At 63.7% G+C, this 6,961-nt stretch carries 6 protein-coding genes; 3 read left to right on the top strand and 3 right to left on the bottom strand.

All coding sequences use genetic code 11. The annotated features are described in order from the left end of the window. The first annotated feature begins 628 nt into the window (after positions 1-628). Positions 629-3,463, top strand: coding sequence for an excinuclease ABC subunit UvrA (uvrA, locus tag AC16JP_RS09740; protein WP_484340419.1), 2,835 nt, complete (start codon positions 629-631; stop codon positions 3,461-3,463). A gap of 21 nt (positions 3,464-3,484) precedes the next feature. Here uvrA and AC16JP_RS09735 read toward each other — a convergent pair whose 3' ends face one another. Together AC16JP_RS09735 and AC16JP_RS09730 are read right to left on the bottom strand one after the other, a co-directional pair. Next, positions 3,485-3,748, bottom strand: a complete 264-nt coding sequence (locus AC16JP_RS09735; RefSeq protein ID WP_484340418.1) for a GNAT family N-acetyltransferase — start codon at positions 3,746-3,748, stop codon at positions 3,485-3,487. Positions 3,749-3,922: 174 nt separating this feature from the next. Then, positions 3,923-4,252: a UrcA family protein gene (locus AC16JP_RS09730; protein WP_484340417.1), complete on the bottom strand. Its 330-nt coding sequence runs from the start codon at positions 4,250-4,252 to the stop codon at positions 3,923-3,925. A gap of 285 nt (positions 4,253-4,537) precedes the next feature. On the opposite strand from AC16JP_RS09730, the gene AC16JP_RS09725 reads away from it, so the two are divergent. Both AC16JP_RS09725 and AC16JP_RS09720 read left to right on the top strand, forming a co-directional pair. After that, positions 4,538-4,864, top strand: a complete 327-nt coding sequence (locus AC16JP_RS09725) for a TraR/DksA family transcriptional regulator (RefSeq protein ID WP_484340416.1) — start codon at positions 4,538-4,540, stop codon at positions 4,862-4,864. 71 nt (positions 4,865-4,935) lie between these two features. Further along, positions 4,936-6,063 (top strand): nitrilase-related carbon-nitrogen hydrolase, encoded by a 1,128-nt coding sequence (locus AC16JP_RS09720; protein WP_484340415.1) that lies wholly within the window; start codon positions 4,936-4,938, stop codon positions 6,061-6,063. Between the two features lie 23 nt (positions 6,064-6,086). On the opposite strand, the gene AC16JP_RS09715 is transcribed toward AC16JP_RS09720, so the two are convergent. Continuing rightward, on the bottom strand, positions 6,087-6,842 hold the full coding sequence (locus tag AC16JP_RS09715; protein WP_484340414.1) for a hypothetical protein: 756 nt from the start codon (positions 6,840-6,842) through the stop codon (positions 6,087-6,089). Between the last annotated feature and the right edge of the window lie 119 nt (positions 6,843-6,961).

Genomic DNA, 6,961 nt, shown 5'->3' with positions numbered 1-6,961 from the left:
AACCTCCAGCAATTGGCAGGTGCATACAATCACGCGGAAAATCCTCGGCCAGCACCTGTCGAAGCGGAATAGCATCCCGTACCGGCACTATCGATGCCACAATACGTGCCATCAGTTCTGCACTGGTATCCAAATGCATGACGCCTTGCTCCCTACTTGCTAAGCTTGGTCGATATATTTTCATTTAGCATAGATTCAAGCGACTGGCCCGCCATATTTGTCAGAATATTTATTGGCAATATTGCGAAAAATTGTATTGTGATCTTAGCTTTGATCTTCCCCTAATGCGCGCTCATTCCCCATGAACGAACTTACAGAGCCACTTTACCTGTTTGCTAACTAGTAGCAAGCGAATCCAACGTATCCGCCGATGGTCATACGAGCGATCGCCATGGCGTGGGCCTGCTGTTCTCATCGTTGTCCAAAGCCAAGGCACGGCTTGACGGCAACGGATACGACAGGTGCACGTATAGCTTCATTTCCGCGATCTCCATTGCAGCTTCCCTTTGCTACTGGTGTAGCTCACGATTCTAGAGCCTGACAGAAATTAACGCCCTATTCCATGAAAGCGCGAATTCGCGCGCAACGCCCCTTTTCGTGTGGCAGGAACATAGCTAGAACCCTGCCCATGCTGACCAGGATTTCCGTCCGCGGCGCGCGCGAACATAATCTGAAAGACATCTCGATCGATTTGCCGCGCGACCGGCTGATCGTCATCACCGGGCTTTCCGGTTCGGGGAAATCCAGCCTCGCCTTCGATACCATCTACGCCGAAGGCCAGCGCCGCTATGTGGAATCGCTTTCCGCCTATGCCCGCCAGTTCCTCGAACTGATGCAGAAACCCGATGTCGATCACATCGAAGGGCTTTCCCCGGCGATTTCGATCGAACAGAAAACCACCAGCCGCAACCCCCGTTCAACGGTGGCAACCGTCACCGAAATCTACGATTACATGCGCCTGCTGTGGGCGCGCGCCGGCATCCCCTACAGCCCGGCAACAGGCCTGCCGATCAGCGCGCAGACCGTCAGCCAGATGGTCGACCGGGTGCTGGCCCTGCCCGAAGGCACCCGACTGATGCTGCTGGCGCCGGTGGTGCGCGGCCGCAAGGGCGAATACCGGCGCGAAATCGCCGAGTGGAAAAAAGCCGGCTTCCAGCGGCTGCGCGTCAACGGCGACGTCGTCGACATCGAAGAAGCCCCCGCCCTAGACCGCAAGCTGAAGCACGACATCGACGTGGTCGTCGACCGGCTGGTGGTCCGGCCCGATATCGCCGGGCGTCTGGCCGAAAGCTTTGAAACGGCGCTGAAACTGGCCGAAGGCATTGCCGTCGTGCAGCCGGCCGACGGCGGAGAGCCGATCACCTTTTCGGAAAAGTTCGCCTGCCCGGTATCGGGGTTCACCCTCCCCGAAATCGAGCCCCGGCTGTTTTCCTTCAACGCCCCGCAAGGCGCCTGCCCGGCCTGCAACGGGCTTGGCGAAAAGCTGTTTTTCGCGCCTGAACTGGTGGTGCCGAACGAACAGCTTTCGGTGAAACAGGGGGCGGTCGCGCCATGGGCGAAGTCGTCGCCGCCCTCGCCCTATTACATGCAGGTGCTGTCGTCGGTGGTGGCGGCGCTTGGCGGCAGCATGGACACCCCATGGGCCGAACTTCCCGCCCCCACGCGTGAGGCGATCCTGTCGGGCACCGGCGGCCAGGCGATCCCCCTCGTGTTCGAGGACGGGCGCAAACGCTATGAGGTGATGAAGCCGTTCGACGGCGTCATCGCCAACCTCGACAAGCGGATGCGCGAAACAGAATCCGCATGGATGCGCGAGGAACTGGCACGCTATCAGGCAAGTGCGCCCTGCGAAGTGTGCGAAGGCAAAAGGCTGCGGCCCGAGGCGCTGGCCGTAAAGGTCGGCGGGGAAACCATCAGCGACGCAACCGCCCGTCCGGTCGCGGAAGCCGCACAATGGTTCCTCGGGCTGGATGCGGCGCTGAACCCCAAGCAGCGCGAGATCGCCACCCGCATCCTGAAAGAGATCAACGAACGCCTCGGCTTCCTCGTCGATGTCGGCCTCGGCTACCTCGGGCTGGACCGGGCGTCGGGCACGCTTTCCGGCGGCGAAAGCCAGCGCATCCGCCTTGCCTCGCAGATCGGCAGCGGCCTTTCGGGCGTGCTCTATGTGCTGGATGAACCGTCGATCGGCCTGCACCAGCGCGACAACGACCGGCTGCTGGAAACGCTGAAGCGCCTGCGCGACCTCGGCAACACCGTCCTCGTGGTCGAGCACGACGAAGACGCCATCCGCACCGCCGACCATGTGGTCGACATGGGCCCGGGTGCGGGCGAACAGGGCGGCGAAATCGTCGCGCAGGGCACGCTGGATGATATCCTCGCCTCGGCCGACAGCCTGACCGGCGCCTATCTTTCCGGGCGCCGCAAGGTGCCGCTGCCCGATACCCGGCGCCCCGGCAACGGCCAGATGCTGCGGATCAGCGGCGCGCGGGCCAACAATCTTCGCAACGTCGACGCCAGCTTTCCGCTCGGCACCTTCACCTGCATCACCGGGGTTTCCGGATCGGGAAAATCCAGCCTCGTCGTCGATACGCTGTATCCCGCCGCCGCGCGGATGCTGAACGGCGCCCGGCAGCACGCCGGGCCGCACGATGCGATCGAGGGCCTCGAACAGCTCGACAAGGTGATCGACATCGACCAGTCGCCGATCGGACGCACGCCGCGCTCGAACCCGGCCACTTATACCGGCGCCTTCACCCATATCCGCGACTGGTTTGCCGGGCTGCCCGAAGCCAAGGCGCGCGGCTACAAGCCGGGCCGCTTCAGCTTCAACGTAAAGGGCGGCCGCTGCGAGGCCTGCCAGGGCGACGGCGTGCTGAAGATCGAAATGCACTTCCTGCCCGATGTCTATGTCACCTGCGACCAGTGCAGCGGCCGACGCTACAACCGCGAAACGCTGGAAGTGCACCACAAGGGCCACTCGATCGCCGACGTTCTGGACATGACCGTCACCGACGCGGTGAAGCTGTTCGACGCAGTCCCCCCGATCCGCGACCGGCTGCGCATGCTGGAAGAAGTGGGGCTGGGCTATGTCCGCGTCGGCCAGCAGGCAACCACCCTGTCCGGCGGCGAAGCGCAGCGGGTGAAGCTGGCGAAGGAACTGTCGCGCCGCGCCACCGGGCGCACACTATACATCCTCGACGAGCCGACCACCGGTCTCCACTTCGAGGATGTGCGCAAGCTGCTGGAAGTGCTGCATGCACTGGTCGATCAGGGCAACAGCGTGGTGGTGATCGAGCACAACCTCGAAGTCATCAAGACCGCCGACTGGGTGCTGGATCTCGGCCCCGAAGGGGGATCGGGCGGCGGTTCGATCGTGGCTGCGGGAACGCCGGAAATGGTAGCCGAAACCCCTGCCAGCTTCACCGGCCACTATCTCGGGCCGCTGCTTCGCCGGGGATGACAGGCCGGGGCCAGCCCCGCGTCAGCGGCGGCTGCGCCGTTCGACCATCTTCGCCACGAACGAGCATTCCGGCACGATCTTCAGCCCGCGCGCTTCGGCGTCATCCAGTGCAGCGTTCACCAGCCGGCCGCCGATGCCGCGCCCGCCAAGGGCTTCCGGCATGATGGTATGGGTGAAGGTGATGCTGCCATCCACCAGCACATATTCCGCATAGGCAGTGGTTCCATCGACCACCAGTTCATAGCGGCGCTTCGCCTGATTGTCGGTAACGCCATCGGCTGGCATGGCCCTCTCTCCTTCGGCTGTTGCTGGCTGGGGCTGCACCCTGCCACCATGGGGCCGCCTTTGCAAAACCACCCAAAGGGAAGCCCCGGTGGCCGAGGACTGTTCGGCCACCGGGGCAGCACCCGCCGGGAGAGAGAGGGGATAACCCCGGCGGATTGCGTCTGGATGGATGGCTCAGCGCGAAGCCATCTGGGTTTCGGTGCGCACCGCCGCAAGGTCGGCGCGGGCCTTGGCCAGGGTGCCGGTCACGCAGGCCTGATAGTCCTTCATTTCCACCAGGCTGTGCCGGTCGAGACCGCCCGCCGCGCAGACCCGTTCGGCCGCTGCTTCGAGGCGATGATCGACGGCGCTGCGGCCGGAATGCGAAGCAAGGCTGACCTTGGCAAAGGATACCGGCTCGCTGGCGGCCTTCACCGGAACCGACAGGAAGGAAAGGGAAATCGCGCTGGCCACAATGGCAAGCATGGCGGTGTTGAGGTTGCTGTTGGTTTGAAAGCTGGTCATCGTCGTTCTCCTGCACTCGGGTTGATGCAGGGGGCATTGCATCTGCCGTGCCAACCTTGATCGAAAAAATGAAATGGCGTTTTATCAAGGTGTTAAATGTTTTCGGCGATCAATCGATCTGTATGCACGATGAATGAATTGCATATGAATGGGATACTTCACTAACTAATTGGCAATTCTCACCACATGCTTTTTCCGCGCCTGGCACGGTTCCGCTTGACCTATGTGCGGCTGCGGCCCACCCTCGGACCTGGCCCCATCGCCCCCAGTGAAGGAGTGTGCACCATGATCGCTGCCGCCGACCTCGCCACCCTGAAGGCCCGCCTCGAGGCGCGGCTGCATGATCTGGGACAAGAGGTGGAAAAGCTCGAACGCGAGGCAACCCAGTCGCTCGACGCCGATTTCGAGGAACAGGCCAAGCAGATCGAGGACATCGACACCGCAGAAGGTCTCGAGGCGGTGCGCGTCGACGAAGGCCGCGACATCCGCGCCGCGCTGCAACGGATTGCCGATGGCAATTATGGCGTCTGCGCCAACTGCGGCACCGATATCGCCCCGGCCCGGCTGAACGCCCTGCCGATGGCGACGCTCTGCATCGACTGCGCCCCCTGAAGGGGCTTGCAGGCCAAGCCCCCCGCTGCCATCCTGTCCGGACAACTTTTGACAAGTCGGGAGAGGACCAGATGACAGACATTTCACGGCGCGCGTTGCTGGGCGCGGCCGGCGCTGTGGGTGCCGCCGCCGCGATCGCCACATCCGCCAGCGCCGCCGGTGCGGAAAAGGCGCCGCTCCACGTCGATCCGAACGGCCGCTATCCGGTGGTGCCGCTGGCCAAACCGGCGTGGACGCTGGGGGCCGCGCAATCGCGGGTGATCCCGGTCGATCTCTCGCGCGTGAAGGCCAGCCGGGCCGAGAATCTGAAGCACATGATCGGCCTGATCGACGCCTCGTTCGGCTTTGGCCCGTCGCCCGACCTGATCCAGTTCCACGAGTTTCCGATCACCGGCTTCGGCATGGGCTGGAACCGCGAAGACACGCTGAAAGTCGCCATCGACATCCCCGGAGAGGAAACCGAAGCGCTGTCGAAAAAGGCGCGCGAACATAAATGCTATCTGGTGTTCGGCTCCTACGCGCGCGATCCGGACTGGCCGGGCCATGCGCTTTCGATCACCACCATGATCGGCCCGGACGGCGCAATCCTCGCGCGGGAATGGAAGGTGCGCAACATCAAGGGCGCATTCGGCGGCCAGGTCGAACTGTTCACCACCACCGTCTACGACGTGCTCGACCGCTATGTCGAAATGTATGGCCGCGACGCGGTGCTGCCGGTCGTCCGCACGCCACTGGGCAATTTCTCCATGAGCTCGGCGCAGAACGAACCGGAACTGTTCCGCGCCATGGCGATCAAGGGCGCCGAAGTGATCCTGCGCACCGCGACCGGCGGCTTCAACCCGACCGACATCGCCGCGACATCACTCTACAACCGGGTGTACACCACGGTCGTGAACAATGCGATTTCACCCGGCTCTCCCTATTTCGAGGACACCGGCGCTGGCGGCACCACCATCTACGGGCCGGATGGCCAGCCGATGGCGGCAGCCCGTTCTCCGAACGAACAACTGGTGATGGCCCGCATCCCGATCGAAAGCTATCGCGCCAGCCACCGCCAGCCGACGATGCACCCGGCCGTCTGGCGCGACGTGCTCGACGCCTATGTCGCGCCCTACCCGCCCAACCTCTACACGCCCTACCAGCCCTCCTCGCTGGAGGACGCCGCCCGCTATCTGAAGGACAAGCGGACCTGGAAATAGGCCAAAACGAAGCGCCGCCCGCGTCAGCGCGCGGGCGGCGTGAACAGCGACGGATCGACCGCCACATTCACCTGCGTGCGTGTCCAGAACACCTCGTTCTGCTTCACGCCGTTATAGGTTAATGTCACGTGGCGCGCCTGCAGCCAGCGCGGCGCCGCCAGTTTCTCGAAATCGTCGTAACGGCGTTCATGCCAGCCGCGCGGGGTGGCGAACCCCATGTAGCGGATCGCATGGCTGGCGCGGTCGACCCCGAACAGCGTTTCCGTACCCTTCGGATCGGTCAGCCGCACCATCCAGACCGGGTGCCCGTCGACCACGGAATCCGGCGCACGCACCGCCTTGAAGCCCGGATCCGCCGCATGGCGGACGATGCCGAAGCCGAAGTTCGACGCCCAGAACTTCGCTGCTTCGGCAGGCGGCGTTATGCCCTTTTCCGTCCATGTGGTGGTGCCGTCGAAGCCGACATCGAACAGCACGCGGCCATCCATCCGGGCGGTGATGCGCACCTTGCCCTCGGCCTCGTGGGCGCTGCTGCGGGAAGGGTCGAACACCCGCCACATACGATAGTCGTCGGCCTTGCTGGCCGGCTGCGGGCGGTCGGGTGCATAAAACACCGCATGCCCTTCCAGCACCAGCGTGCGAACGCCGGCCCAGTCCGCGCCGCCATGCGCTTCGGCGGCCAGCCGCAGCACCTCGGCGCCGTCAGGCTCGGCCGCCATCGTGGCCCCCGGCCATGCCAGCGCCGCCGCAACAGCGATCGCGATCAGATTGTGCCGCATCGAACCCCCCTCAAGCTCCGCGTTCGCCGCATCCGCAGCCGTTGCCGATTTGTCGCACTTTCATAACAAAATCACAAGCCGCTTGTCCGGACATATTGCATCAATCAATCCATTGGCTA

The organism is Sandaracinobacteroides sp. (genome assembly GCF_057137845.1).
The sequence above is the reverse complement of the archived record's forward strand: the minus strand, read 5'-3'. Positions and strand labels throughout refer to the sequence as shown.